This window comes from Massilia agilis, assembly GCF_024756255.1.
In the GTDB taxonomy this organism is placed as follows: Bacteria; Pseudomonadota; Gammaproteobacteria; order Burkholderiales; family Burkholderiaceae_D; genus Telluria; species Telluria agilis.
Window position 1 is genome coordinate 1,229,509 of the sequence record NZ_JANUHB010000002.1, and the last position, 22,964, is coordinate 1,252,472.

The window sequence follows — 22,964 nt, forward strand, 5'->3', positions numbered from 1 at the left end:
CCCAATCGTGCAAGCGTAGCGGCTGCGGTTGACGCAGCGCTTACGCCGGCACAACGGATTCCCGCCTGGGCGGGAACGACGTGTGTGGAATGGGCGGAAGGTTTCATCACTCCCGCCCCGTGGCGATCAGCCCAGTTCCTTGACCAGTTCCGGCACGACCTCGAACAGGTCGCCCACCAGGCCGTAGTCGGCCACCGAGAAGATCGGCGCTTCCGGATCCTTGTTGATGGCGACGATGGTCTTGGAGTCCTTCATGCCGGCCAGGTGCTGGATAGCGCCCGAGATGCCCACCGCGATGTACAGCTGCGGCGCGACGATCTTACCGGTCTGGCCAACCTGCCAGTCGTTCGGCACGAAGCCCGCATCCACGGCGGCGCGCGATGCGCCCATGGCCGCGCCCAGCTTGTCGGCCAGCGGTTCCAGGATCTTGAAGTTCTCGCCCGAGCCCATGCCGCGGCCGCCCGAGACGATGATCTTGGCGGCGGTCAGCTCCGGACGGTCCGACTTGGCCATCTCGCGGCCGACGAAGGACGACTTGCCCGAGTCGCCAACCGGCGACAGCTTCTCGACGGCGGCCGAACCGCCGGTGGCGGCAGCAGCGTCAAAGCCGGTGCTGCGCACGGTGATGACCTTGACCTTGTCCGACGACTGCACGGTAGCGATGGCGTTACCGGCGTAGATCGGGCGCTCGAAGGTGTCCGGCGCATCGACCTTGGTGATTTCGGAGATCTGGGCCACGTCCAGTTTGGCGGCCACACGCGGCAGCACGTTCTTGCCGAAGGCGGTGGCGGGAGCCAGGATGTGCGAGTAGGAACCGGCGACGGCCAGCGCCTGCTCGGCCACGTTCTCGGCCAGGCCATCGGCAAAGTACGCCGCGTCGGCCAGCAGCACCTTGGACACGCCGGCGATCTGCGCGGCCTGCTCGGCGGCAGCAGCGGCGTTGGCGCCGGCGACCAGCACGTGGACTTCGCCGCCGCACTGTGCGGCCGCGGTAACGGTGTTGAGAGTGCTGCCCTTGATGGAGGCGTTGTCGTGTTCTGCGATAACTAATGCGACCATGATTGAATCCTTATGTGTGAGACGGCCAGGCCGCGATCAGATGACTTTCGCTTCGGTGCGCAGCTTCTGCACCAGGGTCGCCACGTCGGGCACCTTGATGCCGGCCGAGCGCTTGGGCGGCTCCACGACTTTCAGCGTCTTCAGGCGCGGGGTGACGTCCACGCCCAGGTCTTCCGGCTTGATCGTCTCGAGCGGCTTTTTCTTGGCCTTCATGATGTTCGGCAGCGTCACGTAGCGCGGCTCGTTCAGGCGCAGGTCGGTGGTGATCACGGCCGGCAGCGACAGGGCCACGGTTTCCAGGCCGCCGTCCACTTCGCGGGTCACGGTGACCTTGCCGTCTTCCACCACCACTTTCGACGCAAAGGTGGCCTGCGGCCAGCCCAGCAGCGCCGCGACCATCTGGCCGGTCTGGTTGGAGTCGTCGTCGATCGCCTGCTTGCCCAGGATGATGAGCTGCGGCTGTTCCTTGTCGGCCAGCGCCTTGATCACCTTGGCCACGCCCAGCGGCTCGGTCTCGACCGCGGTCTCGACCAGGATGCCGCGGTCGGCGCCGATCGCCATGCCGGTGCGCAGGGTTTCCTGGCACTGGGCCACGCCCACCGACACCGCCACCACTTCGGTAACCTTGCCGCCTTCCTTCAGGCGCACCGCTTCCTCGAGCGCGATCTCGTCAAACGGATTCATCGACATCTTGACATTGGCGATATCCACGCCACTGCCATCGGACTTGACGCGGACCTTGACGTTGTAGTCGACCACGCGCTTGACCGGTACCAGGACTTTCATATGTTTTGCCTTTGGAATGTGAAAAAGTGTCGGACCAAAATGGTCTAGATTATAAGGGGAAAAATGGTTCAGGACTAAATTAAAGCACGACCGTGCGATTTTCCACTAGAGCTTTCCTCCTAATTCTTCACCTGGGTCATTGTCGGGAAACAGGCGCGGGCCGCGCCGGTGCAGCCCGCTGTGCCACGCGCCTTTACTTGCGGCGCATGAGGAAGGTGTACTCGCCGTCTTGTTGGGTGTGCGACAGCAGCGTGTTGCCGGTTTGTTTGGCGAAGGCCTGGAAATCGCGCACCGAGCCGGAGTCGGTGGCCACGATGCGCAGCACCTCGCCGGTCTGCATCTCGGCAAGTGCCTTCTTGGCTTTCAGGATCGGGAGCGGGCAGTTCAGGCCGCGCGCATCCAGGTCTTTCTGGAATTCCATGGTTTCAAGTTCGCAGAGGGTATCGCTCATGGTGCCTGCAATTCGTCGTGTGAATACTACTCCAAAACGGCGATTATGACGCAGCGCACCAAAAAGGGGTATCTCTGTTGCATAGCAACAACGACAAGTGGCTTGCGATAATGTCAAGCGCCGAACAGCCTTCCGCCTCGGCTTGCCCCCCTAACCCTAGAGTCGTCATCCCGGCGAAGGCCGGGATCCATAGACCGTTTGCGGGGCCGTACACTCAGCATGGATCCCGGCCTTCGCCGGGATGACGGTTTTACGGGTAACGACTTGGGATCGAGCGTGCTTGCACCGTTACAGTGCAACAACAAAAAAGGCGCGCGGATCGCTCCGCGCACCTCTTCATTCAAAACGTCGCCGGGACGGTCAGACGCGCTCGGTCACCCACGCAGCCACGCCTTCCAGCGCTTGCGGCAGGCCGGCCGGGTCGGTACCGCCAGCTTGTGCCATGTCCGGGCGGCCGCCGCCCTTGCCGCCGACCTGCTTGGCGACGAAGTTGACCAGCTCGCCGGCCTTGACCTTGCCGGTGGTGTCCGGGGTCACGCCCGCGATCAGGCTGACCTTGCCGTCGGCCACGCTCGCCAGCACGATGGCGGCGGTCTTCAGCTTGTCCTTCAGCTTGTCCATGGTCTCGCGCAGCGCGGCCACGTCGGCGCCGTCCATGGTCGCGGCCAGCACCTTCACGCCGTTCACGTCCACAGCCTTGCGGGCCAGCTCGTCGCCCTGGCCCGAGGCCAGCTTCGACTTGAGCTGGGCGACTTCCTTCTCCAGCGTCTTGACCTGGTCCTGCACCTGGCCGATACGGGTCGGCAGCTCTTCCGGCGCGGTCTTGAGCGCGCTTGCGGCTTCCTGGAGCTTGCGGTTGGTCGCCTGCACCCATGCCAGCGCGCCCTCGCCCGTCACCGCCTCGATACGACGGATACCGGCAGCAACGCCACCCTCGGACACGATCTTGAAGAGGCCAATGTCGCCGGTGCGCGTCACGTGCACGCCGCCGCACAGCTCTTTGGACGAGCCGATGTCGAGCACACGCACGGTGTCGCCGTATTTCTCGCCGAACAGGGCCATGGCGCCGTGCTTGATCGCGTCGTCCATCGTCATGTGCTGCGCACGGGTCGGGTGGTTTTCCAGGATCTCGGCATTGACGATCTGCTCCACCCTGGCGATTTCCTCCGGGGTGACCGGGGCATTGTGGCTGAAGTCGAAGCGGGTCTTATCCGGATCGACCAGCGAGCCCTTCTGCTGCACGTGGGCGCCCAGCACTTCGCGCAGCGCCTTGTGCATCAGGTGGGTGGCCGAGTGGTTGCGGATGGTGCGTGCGCGCTTGGCCTTGTCCACCTGCGCGTCGACCGCGTCGCCCACCTTCAGCGCGCCCGATTGCACCACGCCGTGGTGACCGAACACTTCGGCCTGGATCTTGAGGGTGTCCTCGACTTCGAACACGCCTGCGCCGCCCTTGAGCAGGCCGTGGTCGCCCACCTGGCCGCCGGATTCGGCGTAGAACGGGGTGGTGTCGAGCACCACGATGCCGGCCTGGCCGGCTTTCAGTTCCTGCACCGCCACGCCATCGGCGTACAGCGCGACCACGCGGCTGTTCTGCTCCAGCGATTCGTAGCCGACGAACTTGGTCTTTTCGCCCGAGTACTCGACGTTGGCGGCCATCTTGAACTTGCCGGCGGCGCGGGCGGTCTTTTTCTGCTGCTCCATCGCGCTGGCAAAGCCGGCTTCGTCCAGCGTCACGCCGCGCTCGCGGCAGATGTCGGCGGTCAGGTCGAGCGGGAAGCCGTAGGTGTCGTACAGGGTGAAGGCGGTGGCGCCGTCCAGGTTCTTCGGATCCTTGGCCAGCTGGGCTTCGAGGATCTTCATGCCGTTTTCCAGCGTCTCGCCAAAGCGCTCTTCCTCGGCCTTGAGCACCTGCTTGACGCGCTCCTTGGCCTCGTGCAGCTCCGGATAGGCCTGGCCCATTTCGATGTCCAGGTCGTCCACCAGCTTGTAGAAGAACGGCTTGGTCTGGCCCAGCTTGTAGCCGTGGCGCAGCGCGCGGCGGATGATGCGGCGCAGGACGTAGCCGTGGCCTTCGCTGCTCGGGATGATGCCGTCCACGATCAGGAAACTCGACGCGCGGATGTGGTCGGCGATGACCTTGAGCGAGTTGTTCGACAGGTCGGTGGCGCCGGTTTCACGGGCGGCAGCGCGGATCAGGTTCTGGAACAGGTCGATCTCGTAGTTGCTGTGCACGTGCTGCAGCACGGCGGCCAGACGCTCCAGGCCCATGCCGGTGTCGATCGACGGCTTGGGCAGCGGGGTCAGCACGCCGGCTTCGTCGCGGTTGAACTGCATGAACACCAGGTTCCAGATCTCGATGAAGCGGTCGCCGTCTTCTTCTGCCGAGCCCGGGGGGCCGCCCCAGATGTCCGGGCCGTGGTCGTAGAAGATCTCGGTGCAGGGACCGCACGGGCCGGTGTCGGCCATCTGCCAGAAGTTGTCCGATGCGTAGCGCGCGCCCTTGTTGTCGCCGATGCGAATGATGCGCTCTTTCGGCACGCCGATTTCGTTGGCCCAGATGTCGTAGGCTTCGTCGTCCTCGAAATAGACGGTGACGGTCAGCTTTTCGGCCGGCAGCAGGTACACCTTGGTCAGCAGCTCCCAGGCGAAGTTGATCGCGTCGCGCTTGAAGTAGTCGCCGAAGCTGAAGTTACCCAGCATCTCGAAGAAGGTGTGGTGGCGCGCGGTGTAGCCGACGTTTTCCAGGTCGTTGTGCTTGCCGCCGGCGCGCACGCAGCGCTGCACGGTGGTGGCGCGCTTGTACGGGCGCGTATCCAGGCCCAGGAACACGTCCTTGAACTGCACCATCCCGCTATTGGTCAGCAACATGGTCGGGTCGTTCCCCGGCACGAGCGGGCTGGACCGGACAATGGTATGGCCTTTGGACTCAAAGAACTTGAGGAACTTTTCGCGAATTTCGGATGATTTCATGTCTTGTGGGCGGAGGATGGCTGCGTTTTCGTTTTATTGCGGTGCACGAAACAGGATTTCCGATTATATCTCAGTCACCGGTGACTTATGCAGGGGGTCAACCCGGCACTGATGGCAACGGTTGAGGGGGTGGAATGGATGACAACGGAAATGCGCCGGTAGGGTGGGCTCTTGAGCCCACGCGGTGGTCAAGCGGCTCGTGCGCCGCGCGTGGGCACAAGTGCCCACCCTACCCGATCGCGAAGTTCGGGCCAATCTGGTCGATGCGGTCGGTGCAAAACGCATCCACGCCCCAGCCGAGCAGCTCGCGCGCCCGTGCCGGGTCGTTGACGGTGTAGCAAAACAGCGCCAGCCCGGCCGCCTTAACCTGCGCCGCCTGCTCGCGCGTCAGGTTCCGGTGGTTGGCATGGACCGCCACCGCATCGACCTCGCGCGCGCGGCGCTCCCAGTCCGGCGGCAGCTCGCTCATCAGGCAGGCGCGTGGCACCTGCGGCGCCAGTTCGCGCGCCGACTCCAGCGCCTCGTGGCTGAACGATGACAGCAGCGGCACCCGGTCCTTCTGACCCGCGGCGATCTCGTCCGCGAACATCGACGACACGATCCGGGCCACCACTGCACCCGTCTCCAGGTCGTAACCCGGCGCCGGCTTGATCTCGATGTTCATCCACACCCCGTTGGCCTTGCAGAACTGGGCAAACTCGACGAACAGCGGCACCGGCTCGCTCTTGTATTGACGGCCAAACCAGCCGCCCGCGTCCATTGCCGCCAGTTCGCGCGCGTCGTAATCGAACACGTTGCCCGAGCCCGCCACTGTGCGACCCAGCCAGGGATCGTGCATGACGACGGGGACGCCATCGCGCGCCAGCATCACGTCGTACTCGATGGCGCGAAAGCCGCGCGCCATTCCCTCGCGCAGGCCCGCCAGCGTGTTTTCCGGAGCCAGCGTGCCACCGCCGCGGTGGGCCAGCACTGTCGCAGGATATAGCCACATGATTCGCCCCCCCTAGAGATGCGTCGCCACGTACATGAAGGCGCCGGCGTTCACCGCCACCGTGGCCCAGGACCGTGCCTGGAACGATGGCTTGGCCGTCTTGTGCCGCAGCCACTGTTGCGCCAGCACCGCCCCCGGCCAGCCGCCCGCCAAGCCCAGCAGGAGCAAGGTGCGCTCGGGCGTGCGGCGTGCATGCGCGCGGGCCGCGGCCTTGTCCAACGCGTAGGCGCCAAAGCAGACGGCGCTGACGACGAGGTAGGCCAGCCCGATGTAGCCCGGTACATGCCAGAGCAAGGTTGCGGCGGCATAGAACGCAGCGAAGGCAAGGACGGCGACGGTGTGCATGGGCAAGGAGCTTACGCCCTGCCCTGACGGCTGTCCATGAGGCAACCGGGCTAAAGGCCATCTTCGTTCGCTACCGAACGGAGCCGCCGAGCGCCACGGCCTACCCTCGACCTTCGACCTGTTTTCATCGGGAGGCCATGATGGGCTTTGATTTGGGAAACCTGTTACAGCAATACATCGGCGGCGCGCAGAACGCGAACACGGCGCAGGCCGCGGACGACTTCGAGCGCGTGGCTCAGAACGCGCCGCGCGAAACGGTCGCCCAGGGCGTGACCCAGGCGCTGCGCTCGGACGAGACACCGCCGTTCCCGCAGATGGTCAGCCACATGTTCGGCCAGAGCAATCCGGACCAGCGCGCCGGCATGCTCAACCAGATCCTGTCCAGCGTTGGACCGCAGATCCTGTCGTCGGTGGCCGGCGGCGCGCTCGGCAACATCCTGGGCGGCCACCAGGGCGGCCAGCCACAAGTGACGCCGGAACAGGCTGCGCAGGTGTCGCCCCAGCAGGTGCAGGAGATCGCGGCCAAGGCCGAACAGCACAACCCGGGCGTGGTGGACACGATGGGCAATTTCTACGCGCAGCATCCGAACCTGGTCAAGGCGGTCGGCGGCGCGGCGCTGGCCATCGCGCTTGGCCACATCGCGCAAGGCATGCAGCAGCGGCGCCAGTAATCACTCACACAAAGGAACAACCATGGGCATCCTCAGCAATATCTTCCACAAGATCTTTCCCTCATCGCATCCGGCGGTGACCCAGGCACAGGCCAACACCAGTACCGCGCCGGCAGGTTCGGCCGGCGGACAGCCGCAGGTCTCGCAGCAACGGGCGCCGCAGCAGCAGCCGCAGGCCGGGGTGCAGCAGCCGCAAGGCGGCGCCCAGCAGCCCCAGGCGGGGGTGCAGCAACCGCAGGCCGCCGCCGTGCCACAGGTGGACGTGGAGCAGGTGCTGAACAATATGCAAAAGCAGTCGGGCCAGCAGCTGAACTGGCGCACCTCGATCGTCGACCTGCTCAAGCTGCTAGGACTGGACAGCAGCCTGCAGGCGCGCAAGGAGCTGGCAGCCGAGCTGCATTACAGCGGTGACACCAGCGACTCGGCCACGATGAACATCTGGCTGCACCGCCAGGTGATGAACAAGCTGGCGGCCAATGGCGGCAAGGTGCCGGACGACCTGAAGGACTGACGCCTACTCGGCCAGGCTGGTATTGGCGGGCGCCCCGCACGAGAAGCAAAAGCGCGAGAAGGCGCTCTTGCGCGTCGTGCAGCGCCCGCAGTGGTCAAACAGGCCGATCCCGCAGTGCGGGCAGTAGTCCAGGGTCTTGTCCTTGAGGTCGACCGTGCGTTCGCAGCCGGGGCACACGCTCTTTTCCAGCCGGCTGATGGCGGTGTCGTAGCGCATGGTTTCGCGCCGCTGCACGTCCGGCAGCGCCTCGGCCGCCTTTTGGCGCTCGAGGTAGCGCTGCAGCGAGACGATCGCATACCGCCCCACCAGCACGGTCACCACGATGCCCACGACGTAGCGCACGTAGCCACCGTAGCTCGGCAGGTAGGGCACGAGTTCGAAGAAGAACGCGAACAGGGCGAAGAAGATGAAGCCCCAGGCAAACGGCCAGTAGCTGCCGTGGCGCTTTTTCGCGAACAGCCAGCCGGCCACCACCAAGAGCGGCAGTGTGAGCGCGAGCCGCAAGCCGAACACGCGCAGCTCGTACATGCGTGCCGCCTTCTCGGCCGCATCACGCGCCGGCTCTTCGAGTTCATCCAGTCGTTGCCGCGCCCGATAGCTCGCCTGTTTGGCATCGAGCATCTTTTGTTCTTCTGCCTGCGCTGCGCGCAGTGCTTCGCGTTCGGACGCTTCCAGCGCATCGAGCGCGCGGGTGCGGGTGATGAGCTCGGTGTCCTGGTCGGGACGGGCCGTGGCCTGCCGCGTGGCGACCCAGGTGTTGAAGCTTTGCCGCGCCGCCTGCGTGTTCGAGGCAGCAATCTCGTGCTTCTGGTTTGCCTGCTCCAGCCTTGCGGCGGCTTCGTCGCGCGCTTTGCCGGCGGCGGCCAGCTCGCCTTGCACGCGCGCGGCCTGCTGCGCGTCGATGAACTGCTCCACGGTGGGCGCGGGCTCGACGTCGCGCAGGTTATCGACGATCTTGCCGCCCAGGCCGATCAGGAACGCGGCGAACACAAATGCAACGAGCCACAATGCACGTTGCATCCACACTTCGGTGAGGCGCAGTCCTTTGCTCATGCGACGCTCCTTTCTGTTGGGAACGCCGATGAGATTGCCACAATTTCAACAACCTGAACAGCGGCAGGATCGCGCCGGGGTCGTCAGAAGTAGCTCAGGCCCAGCGCCTTGCGCACTTCGTCCGTGGTCTGGGCCGCCACTTCGCGCGCCTTGGCGGTGCCCTCCTTCAGGATCTGCATCACCTGGCCCTTGTCCTTCGCGAACTCTTCGCGGCGGGCGCGGATCGGGCCCAGCAGGTCCTGCAGGATGCCTTCCAGCCGCTTCTTGACCACGCTGTCGCCCAGCCCGCCGCGCACGTAGTGGTCCTTCAGCGCCTGCAGCCCTTCCTTGTCGGGGTCGAACGCGTCGAGGTAGAGGAAGGCCACGTTGCCTTCCAGGTGGCCGGGGTCGGACACGCGCAGGTGCAGCGGGTCGGTGTACACCTGCTTGACGGCGGCGCTGATCTCGGCGGCGGAAGCACCGAGGTTGATCGTGTTGCCGAGCGACTTGCTCATCTTGGCCTTGCCGTCGATACCTGGCAGGCGCCCCACTTCCGGCACCAGCGCCTTGGCCTCGACCAGGATGTCGCGCTGGGCCACACGGTTAAAGCGCCGCACGATCTCGTTGGTCTGCTCGATCATCGGGATCTGGTCTTCGCCCACCGGCACCAGCGTGGCCTTGAAGGCGGTGATGTCGGCCGCCTGGCTGGCGGGGTAAGTGAGGAAGCCGGCCGGAATGTCGCGCTCGAATCCGCGGTGGCGGATCTCTTCCTTCACCGTCGGGTTGCGCTCCAGGCGCGCCACCGTGACCAGGTTCAGGTAGTAGAAGGTCAGCTCGGCCAGCTCGGGGATCTGCGACTGGATCAGGATGGTGGTGCGGGCCGGGTCGATTCCTACCGCGAGGTAATCGAGCGCCACTTCCACCACGTTCCGGTGTACCTTTCCGATGTCCTCCATGTTGTCGGTCAGCGCTTGCGCGTCTGCAAGCATGACGAATTGCCGGTAGCTGTCCTGGTAGACGACCCGGTTACGCAGGCTGCCCACGAAGTGGCCGAGATGGAGGGGTCCGGTTGGACGGTCGCCCGTCAGGATGACGGGGGCTGGTGCGGTATTGCTTTGCGAGCTCATCGTGTTTCCTTTGTGATGCCCCGATCCTGCCGCGCCAACAAAAAACGCCACCTGAATCGAGGCGGCGTTCATTGAAATTCACATCATATCCAGCGGCCGCGCTCTGTCAGCGGCGCCACCAGCGAAGGATTGCATGTGGTTTCGTGAAATTCATGGACCGCATGGTTGCAGGTTGACGCGACGCTGTCAACTTTTCGATGCGGTCTGCTGCTGTAGTTGAAATAACATTAACAATGGTGAGTATGCAGAAAAACTCGAGCACGAACAGCCAAACCCGCCCGCTTGAACTCTGGGGCGGCCTCGAATGTACCGTCAACCGCGTCCGCGACGACTATTTCAGCCAGCTCGACCGCAACGGGCACGCGAACCGTTTCGACGACATCGCCCGCTTCGCTGCCCTGGGCATCCGGGCGATCCGCTACCCGGTCCTGTGGGAGCGCACCGCGCCCGAGGGCCTGGCCAAGGCCGACTGGAGCTGGACCGACGAACGCCTGCCCGCGCTGCGCGACGCCGGCGTGACCCCGATTGCGGGCCTGGTCCACCACGGCAGCGGCCCGCGCCACACCAGCCTGCTCGACCCCGCATTTGCGCCACAGCTGGCCGAATACGCCGGCGCCGTCGCCGCCCGCTATCCCTGGCTCGAGTACTACACCCCGGTCAACGAACCCTGTACCACGGCCCGCTTTGCGGGACTGTACGGCCTGTGGTACCCGCATGGCCGCGATGACCGCACCTTCATCCAGGCGCTGCTGAACCAGTGCCGCGCGGTGGTGCTGTCGATGCGCGCGATCCGCGCGGTCAACCCCAACGCCAAGCTGGTCCAGACCGATGACCTGGGCAAGACCTACAGCACGCCCGAAATGGCGGACGTGGCCGAGTTCTACAACCTGCGCCGCTGGCTCGCGTGGGACCTGCTGTGCGGGCGGGTCGACACCGACCACGCGCTGTGGGACTACCTGACCCGCAGCAGCATCGATGCCACCGAGATCCTCTGGTTCCGCGACAACCCCTGCCCGCCCGACATCATCGGCGTCAACTACTACGTCACCAGCGAGCGCTGGCTCGACCACCGGCCCGAACGCTACCCGCCGCACCACCGCGGCGTGATCGATGGCCGGCCTTGCGCCGACATCGAGACCTCGCGCGCGCTGGCCACGCCCACGCCCGGCATCGCACCGCTGCTGACCGAGGTGTGGGAACGCTACCGCCTGCCGATCGCCGTGACCGAAGCGCATATCGACGCCAACCGCGAAGACCAGTTGCGCTGGCTGCTCGAGATTTGGGAGGCGGCGCACGAGGCGCGCCTGAACGGCGTGGACATGCGGGCGGTTACGGTGTGGGCCCTGCTCGGTTCGTTCGACTGGAACAGCCTGGTGACCGAATGCCGCGGCTACTACGAGCCTGGCCCGTTCGACGTGCGCTCGACGCCCCCGCGCCCGACCGCGGTGGCGGCGATGATGCGCGAGCTGTCCTCGGGCCGGCAGCTGTCGCACCCGGTGCTGCGCGGCCAGGGCTGGTGGCGGCGGCCGGGGCGCTTCCTGTGCCACCCGCCGGTGGCCACCTCCAACGTGCCCGCATCCATTTCGGCGGACGGACACACGCTGGTCGGCATGGGCACCGCGCCGCTCCTGATCACGGGCGCGACGGGCACCCTCGGCCGCGCATTCGCGCGCATCTGCCAGAAGCGCAACATCGCCTACCGGCTGCTGTCGCGCCAGGACATGGACATTGCGGACCCCGCCTCGGTGGAGCGCGCGTTGGCGCAGCACCGGCCGTGGGCGGTCATCAACACCAGCGGCTACGTGCGCGTGGACGAGGCCGAGATCGACGCCGAGCGCTGCCTTCGCGAGAACGCGATCGGCCCGGCGGTGCTGGCGGCAGCCTGCGCCCGGCACGGCGTGCACCTGACCACGTTCTCGAGCGACCTGGTATTCGACGGCGCGCGCCGCGAGCCTTATGTGGAATCCGATCCGGTCGCGCCGCTCAACGTGTACGGCAAGAGCAAAGCGGAAGCAGAGCAGCGCGTGCTGGACGCGAACCCGGACGCGCTGGTGGTGCGCACCAGCTCCTTCTTCGGGCCGTGGGACAAGTACAACTTCGTCACGCTGGCACTGGACGCGCTCACGCGTGGCGAACCGTTTGCGGGCGCCAGCGACATCACGGTGACGCCGACCTACGTGCCGGACCTGGTGCACACCTGCCTGGACCTGGCGATCGACCGCGAACGCGGCATCTGGCACCTGACCAATGGGCACCCGGTGACGTGGGCGGGCCTGGCGGTCATGGCGGCCGAGCGCGCCGGGGTGGACGCAAGCCGCGTCGAAGCCAGGCCAGCGCATGCCTGCGGCTTTGCCGCCGCACGCCCGGCGTACACTGCGCTCACGAGCGAGCGCGCGATCCTGCTGCCGACGCTGGACAACGCGCTCGGCCGCTACCTGGAGCTGCGCAACGAGGCCGATCCGGAAATCGAGGAACTGCAGATGGCCGCCGAGACCCGGCAGCATGTGGCGAGCGACCACCGCCAGCAGGAAGAAGCGCCGGCGGAGGCGTTTCACGTCAAGCGGTTCTGATGTCGAATCGATGCGCTAGATTGAACCCGTCGTCCCGGCGGACGCCGGGACCCATGCTGAGCTAGCGCAGCGGCCGCGCTTGACTATACGGGTTACTCAAGCTTTCTATGGGTCCCGGCTTTCGCCGGGACGACGTGCGAGGCTTGGCGTGCCTTACCTCAGTGCGGATACTTGCGCAAGTACTCCTCCATGTCATGCTCCTTCATGCTGGAGATATCCTTGGCAACCTCTTCCTCCACCATCTTCTGCACTTCCTTGCTCATGTTCTCGCGGATGAGCCCGAGCATGCGGGGCGCCGCCACCACGCGCAGCTTGTCGAAGCGATGCTCGTTGCGGCAGTGGTCCAGGTGATCGGCCACGCGCTTGGAAAAGCGCTCGGCGGCCTTCTGGGTCGGCTCCACGTCCGACTCGGCCGTGTGGCCCATCATCCGCTCGCCCTTGCCAAAGAACCGCCCCTTGGGCTCGGCATTGATCTCTTGGTCCATCAAGCGCCCTTCGGGGTTGAGCATGTCCTCGATTTCCTGCAGGTGGCCGTCGTCTTGCGACAGTTCGAAAATGCGCGCGCGGCTGCTGTCCGCGGTGAGAATCCAGGTCGTTTGCATTCGCTTTTCCTCCTCAAAAAAGACAGGATGCTTCATCAAGAACGAGTGTAGCGCGGCCTCGCAAAACGCGGAGCCCGCAAGCGGCCGTTATAAAATGGAACGTCTTTCAACATCTGCAAAAGGGCCACACACCAGTGCAAGAGCAACACGCCTTTCCCTTCCTCCGCGAGATCCTGCTGTTCCTGACACTCGCCGGCATCCTCATCCCGACGCTGCAGCGCCTGCGCATCAACCAGGTGCTGGGCTTCCTCGCCGTGGGCACGCTGGTCGGCCCGTTCGGGCTCGGGCTGCTGGCGCCGCAGGTGCCGCTGCTGGGCTACCTTACCTTCCCGAGCGGCGAAGGCGTCTCGATGCTGGCCGAGCTGGGCGTGCTGTTCCTGATGTTCATGATCGGGCTTGAACTATCGGCCGCGCGCCTGTGGGCCATGCGGCGCTGGGTGTTCGGCGCGGGCGCGGCGCAGGTGGTGGCCAGCGCCCTGCTCATCGGCGGCGCGGCATGGCTGCTCGGCCAGGGCCCGGTGGCCTCGATGATCCTGGGCCTGGTGCTGTCGCTCTCGTCCACCGCGGTCGTGATGCAGCTGATGGGCGAGCAGCAAGCCACCGGCACCCGGCTGGGACAGGCCGCGTTCGCGGTGCTGATGCTGCAGGACCTGGCGGTGGTGCCGATCCTGATCCTGATCGGCGCGCTTGGCACCGGCGGCACCGACGGCGTGCTGATGGCCGCGCTGGGCGCCATGCTCAAGGCCGGCGTGGCGATCGCGCTGATCTACCTGGCCGGCGGGCGCGTGATCCACCCGCTGTTTCGCGCGTTCGCCCGGCACCGCCAGCCAGACGTGTTCATGGCGCTCATCCTCCTTTCCACCTTCGGCATTGCCAGCCTGTCGGCCATGTTCGGCCTGTCGATGGCGCTGGGCGCGCTGATTGCCGGCCTGCTGCTGGCCGAGACCGAGTTCAAGCACGAAGTCGAGCTGATGGTCGAGCCGTTCAAGGGGCTGCTCATGGGCCTGTTCTTCATGAGCGTGGGCATGAACATGGACGCGCGCCAGATAGTGCAAGCGCCGCTCTGGCTGGCGGGCGCGGTGGTTGGCCTGGTGGCGCTCAAGGCCATCGTGGTCACGCTGCTGTTTCGCATCGGCCGCCTGTCGTGGGGCCGCGCAATCGAGGGCGGCCTGCTGCTGGGCCAAGGCGGTGAATTCGCGTTCATCGTGATCGGCTACGCGGTCACCTCCAAACTGCTCGACCCCGGCCTGGGCGCGCGCGTGATGCTGGCGGTTGGCCTGTCGCTGTTCATCACGCCGCTATTGGCGCGGATCGGCCGCTCGATCGGCGAGCGCTGGGAGAGCAAGGAACACGAGGAGGCAGCGCAGCTTGACGACAGCGCGCTCGAAGGCGCACGTGGGCGCATCATCATCGCCGGCTTCGGTCGCGTTGGCCAGCAGCTGGCCAAGCTGCTCGCCGACCAGGGCATCGAATACGTCGCGTTCGAGAACAATGCCAAGCTCGTGTCGAAACTGCACGCGCAGGGTATCCCGGTCTATTTCGGCAATGCCGCGCGGTCGGAGCTGCTCAAGCGCGTGCACGCCGACGAGGCGCCCGCCATCGTGCTGACCATGGACCACCCGGCATCGGCGCTGCAGGCGGTGCGCGGCATCCGGCGCGAGTTCCCGCATGTGCGGCTGTTCGTACGCTCGCGCGACGAGAAGCACGCCCGCGCGCTCAGGCTGGCCGGGGCGTCGGTGGTCGTGCCCGAAACGCTGGAAGCGAGCCTGCAGCTGTCGGCTTTCGTGCTCGAATCGGTGGGACTGGAAGAACGGCTGGTGGACCGCATCATCAACCAGGAGCGGGCAGCGCACGAAGCGGCCCTGGTGGCCGAACCCGGGGCGGCGAAGTAACGCACGCGCAGAATCCGTCCGCATTCCCGTAGGGTGGGCAGGTCCTCCTGCCCACGCGTTCAAACCAAGGCGCGCTGCGCGGCCCGTATGCCCCACCACGCCGCTTCCTCGAACACCGAAAAGCCCGACAAGTCGGCGTGCGCAAACAGGATCGAGCCATCGGCCTCACGTAGCGCGCGCAGCCCCGCATTGGATCGAAAGCCCGGCAGCGGCGCGGCCATCGCATGCCCACGCAGCGTAATGTCCACGCGCTCCACGCAGGGCGCGAACTTCCAGCCATAGGCAGTCTTCAGGTCACGGCTGGCCACGTCGACCAGCTCGCCAGGCGTGGCCTTCATCAGCCATTTGCGCGCCTGGTCCGGCGTGCGGTCCGACAGCGCCACGTAGGCCGTGAACACCGTCTTTTCCGGCGGCGCCACACGGATGTCCTGGTGGGTCGAGACCACATAGCCCAAGCCCGGTTCGTCGTACACCACGTTATCCCAGCACAGCGGCATGGCGGGCCGCTCGGCCGGGAACGCCTTCATCAGGAAGTTCGCCACCATCCACGGGGCGTAGCTTGGCATGTGACGCTTGGCGTCAAAGCCATATTCGCCAATCGATTCAACCACGCGCGATGCAACATACAGCGGCATCGCACAGATCGCCTTGCGCGCCTTTGCCAGGTAAGTGTGCGGCTTGCCGCCCTCCAGCGTAAAGCACAGCGCCTCCACGCCGTGCGCGGTGCGCTTGAGCGAGACCGCGGTGCCCTGCCTGCGCGGCACCCGCGAGCGCCGCGCCATCGCTTCGGCCAATGGTGACAGGCCCCCGGGCCATGTGAGCCAGGCGCCGTTGCCCGAGTTGGCCGCCTGCCCCCAGCGGCTGCAGTAGTAGTGCAACCCGGCCCAGGCGGACACCTTGTCGTAGCGCGTGCCGTAATCGTCGCGGCAGCAGTAGTTCAGGTACCAGTGCAGCGTGGGCGAGCTGTACCCTTCCCGTTCCAGCCATTGCTTGAGCGTGATCCCGTCGAGCGCCTGCCACTCGGGGTCCAGCGACGATTCGACCGTCGGGAACACGAATGGCCGGCGCCCGTCCGCCCCGCGCAGGCGCCGCAGCCGTTCCACCTCCGCGAAGAAGCGCCGGTGCTCGGCCAGTTCGTGTTCGGGTACGCCTTCGGTCGGGATGAATCCGTCCTGCCAGCGGCCATTGATGAGCAGCCGTTCCTCCGGCGCGTGCAGGATGAAGCGCTCGTCGTAATACGGCTTTTCCGCGAACGGGTCGCGCTGGATGATCCCCAGGTCGAACAGGATCTCGCGCACGTGCGTCGATTCCGGCGACGGCAGCGGCAGGTAGTGCGCCCCGGTCGGATACGCGTATTCGCCAAAGTGCCCGCCGGCCGCGTTCCCGTACGGCTGCGGCCCATCGATCATCAGGAAGTCGCGGTGCCCTTCGTGGTTCAGCTTCCAAGCCGCCGACAGGCCGCCGATGCCCGAGCCGAGGATCAGCACGTCGGTGCTCACCTCGCCGGATGGCGGCGGCAGCCGGCGCCGGTCGCGCAGGTAGTGGCCCTCGTCGCGGCCGGGATAGGCCACGCTCGCGTCGATCTCCTGCCAGCGCAGGAAGCCGGCAGCGCCGGCCACGCCAGACACACCCGCCGCGCCGCCCCAGGCCAGGAACGAACGCCGGTCCATCAGCGGATCACCTGCCGCCAGTCCTGCTCGAACTCGCGCACCAGCGACTGGGTGTTCAGGCGGTTGGGCGCCATCTGCAGCCGCTGCATGTCTGGCGGGAAGCTGAACATCTCGCGCGTGGTGTCCGCGTTCAGGTAGCGCATCGGCAGCGCATAGCGGTCAGGCGGCGTGTAGCGCGGCTGGGGCGACGCCAGGATGAAGCCCCATTCGCCGAACGAAGGCACGTAGGCGTGGTAGGGCCAGGTCGACAGGCCCACGTCGCGCAGCGTCGCGTCGATGGTCCAGTAGGCGTGCGGCGCAAAGAAGGGGGATGTGGACTGCACCACCACCAGCCCGTTTTGCGACAGGTGCTTCTTCAGCATGCCGAAGAACGGCACCGAATAGAGCTTGCCAAGCGCGAAGCTGGACGGGTCGGGGAAGTCCACCACGGCAGCGTCGAACATGCCGTCGCTGTTCTGCAGCCAGACTGCAGCGTCCGCGTTGATCACCTTCACCCGCGGATCGGAAAACGAGCCGTGGTTCAGCTTGACCAGCTCGGCGCGCGTCGTGAACGCGCGTGTCATGGCCGGGTCCAGGTCCACCAGCGTCACCTGCTTGATGTTCGGGTAGCGCAGGATCTCGCGCAGCGCCAGGCCATCGCCGCCGCCCAGCACCAGCACGCTTTTCGCCCACGGCAGCGCGGTGAGCATCGGGTGCACCAGCGCCTCGTGGTAGCGGTATTCGTCGCGCGACGAGAACTGCAGGTTGCCGTTGATGTACAGGCGCAGGTCGTCCTTCCAGCGGGTGATCACGAGGCGCTGGTAAGGCGTGGTCGTGGAGTAGATTACTTCGTCGCCGAACAGGCCATGCTCGCCCCACTCCACCATGTGGTCGGACGCAACGAATCCGCCGGCCAGCGCGCACAGCACCAGCGCGGCGCGCATCACGCGGCCTGCGGCATGGGCCAGCTCGCGCCGGAAGGTATAGAGCGTCCAGAACGCGACGCCCACGTTGAGCATCCCGAACAAAAAGCCGGTGCGCACCAGCCCGAGGTACGGCGCCAGCACCAGCGGGAACAGCAGGGACACGGCCAGCGCGCCAAGATAGTCGAAGGTCAGCACGCGGCTTACCAGCTCGTTGAATTCGGTGCGGCGCGCGTTCAGGGCGCGCATCACCAGCGGCACCTCCATGCCCACCAGCGCGCCCACCATGAACACCAGCACGTACAGCAGCGTGCGAAACGGCGCGGTCATCCACGAAAACGTCATGAACAGCAGCGCCGCGGACATGCCGCCGATCAGTCCCACGGCCAGCTCGATGTCGATGAAACGCGCCAGCACGTCCTCGTCGCGCACATACTTGGAGATGTGCGCGCCCACGCCCATCGCAAACAGGTAGCAGCCGATGATCGTCGAGAACTGCAGGATCGAGTCGCCCAGCAGGTAGCTCGACAGGGCGCCGGCGATCAGTTCGTAGGCCAGTCCGCAAGATGCGACAACAAATACCGACAGTATGAGAATTCTTTTGGTCATCAATGTTCTTTTGTTCTAAGATGCGGTGCTGTCATTCTGACTATTTCTTTGGAGAATGCCGTGCCCGCCATCCTAAACTATCTGCTGCATCTATCGACGGCTGCCGCGCTGGTTTTGGCCTTTTTTGTGGTGTACGTACGGATCACGCCGTTCGACGAAGTGCTGCTGGTGCGCCAGGGGAACGGCGCCGCGGCCCTGTCGCTGGGCGGCACCCTGATCGGCTTTTCCGCCACCATCGCCTCGGCGCTGGTGCACACGAGCGACTACTATCAGTTCACCGGCTGGGCGCTGGGCGCCATGCTGGTGCAGGTGCTGGTGTTCACGGTCACCACCCGGTTGCTGCGCATGTCCAAGGACCAGATCGAGGCGAACAACTGCGCGTTCGGCGGCCTGCTTGGCGCGATCTCGCTGTCGATCGGCCTGGTCAATGCGGGCTGCATATCCTGACCCAACAACGCCCTTTCACGGAGAACCATCATGTCCCTAGGCTCTTTCATCAAGAAGCAGTTCATCGACGTCATCCAGTGGAACGAGGACACGGATGGCGTGCTGGCGTGGCGCTACCCGATGCAGGACTTCGAGATCCAGAATGGCGCGGTGCTCAACGTGCGCGAGTCGCAAATCGCGGTGTTCGTCAACGAGGGCAAGTTCGCCGACGTGTTCGGCCCCGGCACCTACAAGCTCACCACGCAAACGCTGCCGGTGCTGACCAACCTGCAGAACTGGGACAAGCTGTTCGAGTCGCCGTTCAAGTCGGACGTGTACTTCTTCAGCACCCGGGTGCAGACCGGCCGCAAGTGGGGCACGCCGCAGCCGATCACGATCCGCGACAAGGACTTCGACATGATCCGCGTGCGTGCCTTTGGCATGTATTCGTACCGCGTCACCGATCCGCGCAAATTCTTCACTGAGATCAGCGGCACCCGCGAGGTGTACACGCGCGAGCAGGCCGAAGAGCAGCTGCGCGGCATCCTGATGGCCACGATGGCCAATTCGCTGGGCGCGTCGCAAATCCCGTTCCTCGACATGGCGGCCAACCAGGCGCTGATGGCGCAGCAGGTGCGCGGCGACCTCGCCAGCGCGTTCGAGCGCTACGGCATCGGCCTTGACGAATTCAACGTGCAGAGCGTGAGCCTGCCGGAAGAGCTGCAGTCGGCGCTGGACGAGCGCATCTCGGCCGGCATGAAGGGAGGCCTGTCGGCGGACAAGATGGGCGGCTTCACGCAGTTCCAGGTGGCCAGCAGCATTCCGCTCGCGGCGCAGAACGAGGGCGGCCTGGCCGGCATTGGTGCAGGCGTGGGCGCGGGCATGGCGGTGGGCCAGATGATGGCGCAGGGCCTGTCCGGCGCGTTCGCCCAGCCGCAGCCAGCCAGCGTGCCCGCGGCGGCCGAATCGATCGAGGACCGCCTGGCCAAGCTGAAAGGCTTGCTGGACAGGGGCCTGATCACCGCCGCAGACTACGACAGCACCAAGGCCGAACTGCTCAAGAAGCTGATCGGGTAAGCGCGCCTTGCAGAACGTCTCCTGCCCCAGCTGCGGCGCGCCGGTCGAATTCAAGTCGCACGCTTCCGTCATGGCGGTGTGCGACTACTGCCGCGCGGTGGTCGTCAAGGAAGGCGATGCGGTCGCCAGCCTGGGCAAGATGTCGCAGGTGCTGGAGGACTACTCGCGCATCCAGGTCGGCACCACCGGCGTGTTCGGGCGCCGCGACTTCACCGTGGTCGGTCGCATCCAGCTGCGCTACGCGGCAGGGATGTGGAACGAATGGTTCCTGATGTTCGGCGACGGCGCCACCGGCTGGCTGGGCGATTCGTCGGGCCTGTACGTCATCACCACCGAGCGCGAATCCGGCGCCGCCGCGCCCGGGTTCCACGACATCCGCCCCGGGCGCGAGTACGAACTGGGCTTGGGACGCTTCGTCGCATCGGAAAAACGGGTGGCGCAATGCATCGGCGGCCAGGGCGAACTGCCCTTCCGCGTGGGCGAAGGCTGGCAGGCGCGCGTGGCGGACTTTCGCAATGGCGCGCAGTTTGTCACGCTGGACTATTCGGATGGCGAGCAGCCGGTTGTGTACGCGGGCAGCGCCATCACGCTCGAGCAGCTGCAGTGCCAGCTGCTGCGCGACGACGAGCAGATCAAGGCCAGCGCGGGCAAGTACCGCGGCCGGGTGGAAACGCTGGAGTGCCCGTCGTGCGGCACCGCGATCGGCTACCTGCCGGGCATGACCGCAAGCGTGGTATGCCAGAGCTGCCACGCGCAGCTGGACGCCGCCAGCCCGCAAGTGCAGGTGCTGGCCAAGGGCGAAGAGCTCGAACGCGTGCGTTTCACGCTGCCGCTCGGCGCCAAGGCCACGATCCATGGCTACCCGTACCAGGTTATCGGGGCGATGATGCGCAGCGATGACGAATCGAGCAGCTGGACCGAGTACCTGCTGTACAGTACCAATGCTTCGTTCTTCTGGCTGGTTGAAACCGACGAGGGCTGGTCGCGCGCCAAGGTGATGGACACATGGCCGGAGCCGGGCCGCTTCGATGCCGTCGCGGTGGTATGCGACAAGGTGGAGTTCGAACGCAAATACGCGTACACCGCACGCGTGGACTATGCCGCGGGCGCGTTCAACTGGCGCGTTGCCAAGGGCGACCTCGTGCGCGTCGTCGAATACGAGCGGGGCGCCAACCGTCTGGCGGCCGAGCGCACCGACGAGGAACTCACCTGGTCGCAATCGACCCCGGTGGCGTTCGACCAGATCCGCGCCTGGTTCGGCGCCGCGGCGCCCGGGCTGGCCGCACAGGCGCCCAAGCCCGCGCGTGCGCACAAGCAGGTAGCCATGTCCTTCATCTGGTTGCTTCTCGCGGCGAACGCGATTCCACTGCTCTTCAATTTTTCGGGCACGATCGGGTGGCTGCTGCTCGGGATCTTCGCGTTGCTCATTCCACCTCGTTTCATCACGGGCGACGATTAACATCATCATATGAAAAAAAGCTTCGTCGTGTATGCAATCGTGATCACCGCGTTCTCCACCATCATGAGCTGGACGAACCTGGTCAGCGCATCCTCCAGCGGCGGCGGCAGCAGCTGGAGCTCGCACTCGCGCGGCGGCTACAGCGGCGGCTGGTCCGGCGGCGGTGGCCACAAGTGAACCGCGACTTTCGTCCGGCCGGACAGCACCTGCTGGCTGACCTGCAAGGCATCGAGCCGGCGCTGCTGCGCGATCCGGACCAGATCAACGCCATGCTGCGCGAGGCGGCGCTGGCGGCCGGGGCGCGCATCCTGCACGGCCACTTCCACACCTTTGGCGAGGGCATGGGCGTGACCGGCGTGCTGCTGCTGGCCGAATCGCACATCTCGATCCACACCTGGCCCGAGAGCCGTTTTGCGGCCGTGGACATCTTCATGTGCGGGCTGGCGCAGCCCGAGCGCGCGCTCCACGTCATCCACCAGGCCCTGCAACCGCTTGCGCGAAACGTGAGAATCGTCGAGCGCGGCCAGCTATAATCGCCCGCAGTTTTCGATACTGCGGCAAGGACGACCATGACCAATCCTGCTTCCACTTCGCCCCAGGCACTGGGCCACATCCGCGTGCTCGACCTGTCGCGCGTGCTGGCCGGGCCCTGGTGCTCGCAAAACCTGGCCGACCTCGGCGCGGACGTGATCAAGATCGAGCGCCCCGGCAGCGGCGACGACACGCGCGCCTGGGGGCCGCCGTACGCCAAGGACGCCGAAGGCCGCGACACCAGCGAGGCCGCCTACTACCTGTCCGCCAACCGCGGCAAGCGCTCGGTCACGGTGGATATCGCCTCGGCCGAGGGGCAGGCGCTGGTGCGCGAGCTGGCGCGCCACTGCGACGTCGTGCTCGAGAATTTCAAGGTCGGGCACCTGAAGCGCTACGGGCTCGATTACGCGTCGCTCAAGGCCATCAAGCCCGACCTCGTGTACTGCTCGATCACCGGCTTCGGCCAGGACGGGCCGTACGCGCACCGCGCGGGTTACGACTTCCTCATCCAGGGCATGGGCGGATTGATGTCCGTGACCGGCGAGCGCGACGACCTGCCGGGCGGCGGCCCGCAAAAGGTGGGCGTGGCGCTCACCGACCTCATGACCGGCATGTACGCGACCATTGCGGTGCTGGCCGCCCTCACCCACCGCGACCGCACCGGTGAAGGGCAGCACATCGACATGGCGCTGCTCGACACGCAGGTGGCGATGCTGGCCAACGTGGGCAGCAACTACCTCAACAGCGGCAAGCCGCCCAAGCGCTGGGGCAATGCGCACCCGAACATCGTGCCGTACCAGACCTTCGCCTGCGCCGACGGCCACATCATCGTCGCGACCGGCAACGACGGCCAGTACCAGAAATTCGTCGAGGCGGGCGGGCGGCCCGAGCTGGCGCGCGACCCGCGTTTTGCCACCAACCCGCTGCGCGTGCAGAACCGCGACGAGCTGGTGCCGATCCTGGCCGAGATGGTACGCACGCGCCGGCGTGACGAGTGGATCGAGATGCTGGAGGCGGTGGGCGTGCCGTGCGGGCCGATCAACGACGTGGGCGAGGTGTTCGCCAACCCGCAGGTGCAGGCGCGCGGGGTGGCGATCGAACTGCCCCACCCGGCCGCCGGCAAGGTCAAGCTGGTGCGCAGCCCGATGAAGATGTCCGCCACGCCCGCAACCAGCGACAAGGCGCCGCCGATGCTCGGCCAGCACACGGAAGAAGTGCTGCGCGAGGTGCTGGGCAAGGACGCTGCCCAAATCGACGCGCTGCGCGCCAAGGGCGTGGTCTGA

21 protein-coding genes are annotated in these 22,964 nt (G+C 66.1%); 10 read left to right on the forward strand and 11 right to left on the reverse strand.

What is annotated here, in order from left to right; genetic code table 11:
- Nucleotides 1–126 precede the first annotated feature (126 nt).
- The 6 genes from NX774_RS12650 to NX774_RS12675 all read right to left on the reverse strand — a co-directional run bounded on the left by NX774_RS12650 (nucleotide 127) and on the right by NX774_RS12675 (nucleotide 6,602).
- Nucleotides 127–1,059 carry an electron transfer flavoprotein subunit alpha/FixB family protein gene (locus NX774_RS12650; protein WP_258822530.1) on the reverse strand — a complete coding sequence of 311 codons (933 nt, stop codon included), beginning with the start codon at nucleotides 1,057–1,059 and terminating at the stop codon, nucleotides 127–129.
- Nucleotides 1,060–1,095: 36 nt separating this feature from the next.
- Entirely contained in the window at nucleotides 1,096–1,845 is a 750-nt protein-coding gene (locus tag NX774_RS12655) for an electron transfer flavoprotein subunit beta/FixA family protein (protein WP_258822531.1), read from the reverse strand.
- 193 nt (nucleotides 1,846–2,038) lie between these two features.
- Nucleotides 2,039–2,266, reverse strand: a complete 228-nt coding sequence (locus NX774_RS12660) for a sulfurtransferase TusA family protein (RefSeq protein ID WP_258822758.1) — start codon at nucleotides 2,264–2,266, stop codon at nucleotides 2,039–2,041.
- A gap of 390 nt (nucleotides 2,267–2,656) precedes the next feature.
- Nucleotides 2,657–5,266, reverse strand: a complete 2,610-nt coding sequence (gene alaS / locus NX774_RS12665) for an alanine--tRNA ligase (protein ID WP_258822532.1) — start codon at nucleotides 5,264–5,266, stop codon at nucleotides 2,657–2,659.
- Nucleotides 5,267–5,495: 229 nt separating this feature from the next.
- Nucleotides 5,496–6,257, reverse strand: a complete 762-nt coding sequence (gene ugpQ, locus NX774_RS12670; RefSeq protein ID WP_258822533.1) for a glycerophosphodiester phosphodiesterase — start codon at nucleotides 6,255–6,257, stop codon at nucleotides 5,496–5,498.
- A gap of 12 nt (nucleotides 6,258–6,269) precedes the next feature.
- The gene (locus NX774_RS12675) at nucleotides 6,270–6,602 is read right to left on the reverse strand and encodes a DUF1294 domain-containing protein (protein WP_258822534.1); all 333 of its coding nucleotides are present in this window, start codon (nucleotides 6,600–6,602) and stop codon (nucleotides 6,270–6,272) included.
- 137 nt (nucleotides 6,603–6,739) lie between these two features.
- Here NX774_RS12675 and NX774_RS12680 point away from each other — a divergent pair, with 137 nt between their 5' ends.
- Nucleotides 6,740–7,273 carry a hypothetical protein gene (locus tag NX774_RS12680; RefSeq protein ID WP_258822535.1) on the forward strand — a complete coding sequence of 178 codons (534 nt, stop codon included), beginning with the start codon at nucleotides 6,740–6,742 and terminating at the stop codon, nucleotides 7,271–7,273.
- A 22-nt stretch (nucleotides 7,274–7,295) separates the two neighbouring features.
- Nucleotides 7,296–7,784 carry a DUF3597 domain-containing protein gene (locus NX774_RS12685; RefSeq protein ID WP_258822536.1) on the forward strand — a complete coding sequence of 163 codons (489 nt, stop codon included), beginning with the start codon at nucleotides 7,296–7,298 and terminating at the stop codon, nucleotides 7,782–7,784.
- A 3-nt stretch (nucleotides 7,785–7,787) separates the two neighbouring features.
- Here NX774_RS12685 and NX774_RS12690 read toward each other — a convergent pair whose 3' ends face one another.
- Together NX774_RS12690 and trpS are read right to left on the reverse strand one after the other, a co-directional pair.
- The gene (locus tag NX774_RS12690; RefSeq protein WP_258822537.1) at nucleotides 7,788–8,837 is read right to left on the reverse strand and encodes a serine endopeptidase; all 1,050 of its coding nucleotides are present in this window, start codon (nucleotides 8,835–8,837) and stop codon (nucleotides 7,788–7,790) included.
- A gap of 83 nt (nucleotides 8,838–8,920) precedes the next feature.
- On the reverse strand, nucleotides 8,921–9,943 hold the full coding sequence (trpS, locus tag NX774_RS12695; RefSeq protein ID WP_258822538.1) for a tryptophan--tRNA ligase: 1,023 nt from the start codon (nucleotides 9,941–9,943) through the stop codon (nucleotides 8,921–8,923).
- A gap of 242 nt (nucleotides 9,944–10,185) precedes the next feature.
- Here trpS and NX774_RS12700 point away from each other — a divergent pair, with 242 nt between their 5' ends.
- Nucleotides 10,186–12,513 carry a family 1 glycosylhydrolase gene (locus NX774_RS12700; protein WP_258822539.1) on the forward strand — a complete coding sequence of 776 codons (2,328 nt, stop codon included), beginning with the start codon at nucleotides 10,186–10,188 and terminating at the stop codon, nucleotides 12,511–12,513.
- A gap of 158 nt (nucleotides 12,514–12,671) precedes the next feature.
- Here the strand turns inward: NX774_RS12700 and NX774_RS12705 are convergent, their stop codons facing one another.
- The gene (locus tag NX774_RS12705; RefSeq protein WP_258822540.1) at nucleotides 12,672–13,115 is read right to left on the reverse strand and encodes a host attachment protein; all 444 of its coding nucleotides are present in this window, start codon (nucleotides 13,113–13,115) and stop codon (nucleotides 12,672–12,674) included.
- A gap of 134 nt (nucleotides 13,116–13,249) precedes the next feature.
- Between NX774_RS12705 and NX774_RS12710 the strand changes: the two genes are divergently transcribed.
- On the forward strand, nucleotides 13,250–15,007 hold the full coding sequence (locus NX774_RS12710; protein WP_258822541.1) for a cation:proton antiporter domain-containing protein: 1,758 nt from the start codon (nucleotides 13,250–13,252) through the stop codon (nucleotides 15,005–15,007).
- A gap of 59 nt (nucleotides 15,008–15,066) precedes the next feature.
- On the opposite strand, the gene NX774_RS12715 is transcribed toward NX774_RS12710, so the two are convergent.
- Both NX774_RS12715 and NX774_RS12720 read right to left on the reverse strand, forming a co-directional pair.
- Nucleotides 15,067–16,677, reverse strand: coding sequence for an NAD(P)-binding protein (locus tag NX774_RS12715; RefSeq protein WP_258822542.1), 1,611 nt, complete (start codon nucleotides 16,675–16,677; stop codon nucleotides 15,067–15,069).
- Complete coding sequence (locus NX774_RS12720; protein ID WP_258822543.1) at nucleotides 16,677–18,188, reverse strand: polyamine aminopropyltransferase; 1,512 nt, start codon at nucleotides 18,186–18,188, stop codon at nucleotides 16,677–16,679. The genes NX774_RS12715 and NX774_RS12720 overlap by 1 nt, the downstream gene beginning before the upstream one ends.
- 60 nt (nucleotides 18,189–18,248) lie before the next feature.
- Between NX774_RS12720 and NX774_RS12725 the strand changes: the two genes are divergently transcribed.
- The 6 genes from NX774_RS12725 to NX774_RS12750 are packed head-to-tail and all read left to right on the forward strand — an operon-like array spanning nucleotide 18,249 to nucleotide 22,964.
- On the forward strand, nucleotides 18,249–18,635 hold the full coding sequence (locus NX774_RS12725) for a DUF350 domain-containing protein (RefSeq protein ID WP_258822544.1): 387 nt from the start codon (nucleotides 18,249–18,251) through the stop codon (nucleotides 18,633–18,635).
- 30 nt (nucleotides 18,636–18,665) lie between these two features.
- Complete coding sequence (locus NX774_RS12730; protein WP_258822545.1) at nucleotides 18,666–19,691, forward strand: SPFH domain-containing protein; 1,026 nt, start codon at nucleotides 18,666–18,668, stop codon at nucleotides 19,689–19,691.
- A 7-nt stretch (nucleotides 19,692–19,698) separates the two neighbouring features.
- On the forward strand, nucleotides 19,699–21,150 hold the full coding sequence (locus NX774_RS12735) for a DUF4178 domain-containing protein (RefSeq protein ID WP_258822546.1): 1,452 nt from the start codon (nucleotides 19,699–19,701) through the stop codon (nucleotides 21,148–21,150).
- Nucleotides 21,151–21,159: 9 nt separating this feature from the next.
- Nucleotides 21,160–21,327 carry a hypothetical protein gene (locus NX774_RS12740; RefSeq protein WP_258822547.1) on the forward strand — a complete coding sequence of 56 codons (168 nt, stop codon included), beginning with the start codon at nucleotides 21,160–21,162 and terminating at the stop codon, nucleotides 21,325–21,327.
- Nucleotides 21,324–21,683 (forward strand): adenosylmethionine decarboxylase, encoded by a 360-nt coding sequence (gene speD, locus NX774_RS12745; RefSeq protein WP_258822548.1) that lies wholly within the window; start codon nucleotides 21,324–21,326, stop codon nucleotides 21,681–21,683. The genes NX774_RS12740 and speD overlap by 4 nt, the downstream gene beginning before the upstream one ends.
- Nucleotides 21,684–21,719: 36 nt before the next feature.
- Entirely contained in the window at nucleotides 21,720–22,964 is a 1,245-nt protein-coding gene (locus tag NX774_RS12750; protein WP_258822549.1) for a CaiB/BaiF CoA transferase family protein, read from the forward strand.